The following is a 315-nucleotide window of genomic DNA, read 5'->3' as shown; positions in this document are numbered from 1 at the left end:
CAACGAGCCAATGTGCAACTTCATGCAAAGCACTGGCATAGAAGCCATGAGCAAAAATAATGCGGTGATGAGGGTATGATTCATTTGCAGGTAGATAGATAGGTTCATCGTCGCCCACTACCAGCTCCGTGTTAAGCGTGTGCAGGAATAACCCATTAAAAACAGCAATGAGGTCTTCTATTTTATGCATCAACCTCCGCCACAAGTCTAAACTGGGCGCAAATTGTAAGGTTTTTAACGGCCAAAGTAAAAGATCTCGTTTTAGACTATGCCTTTTTGTCAAGAGAACTGCGTGGCGCGATATAAAGCGAAGCA

General features: G+C 43.8%; 1 protein-coding gene. It reads right to left on the bottom strand.

Annotated features, from left to right (window positions below):
- A partial coding sequence (locus CWB98_RS23800) for an elongation factor P hydroxylase (protein WP_171045762.1) occupies positions 1-190 on the bottom strand: 190 nt, incomplete at its 3' end.
- Between the last annotated feature and the right edge of the window lie 125 nt (positions 191-315).

This window comes from Pseudoalteromonas rubra, from assembly GCF_005887115.1.
GTDB classification, from domain to species: Bacteria; Pseudomonadota; Gammaproteobacteria; order Enterobacterales; family Alteromonadaceae; genus Pseudoalteromonas; species Pseudoalteromonas rubra_F.
This window is presented reverse-complemented; position numbering and strand designations above follow the sequence as displayed.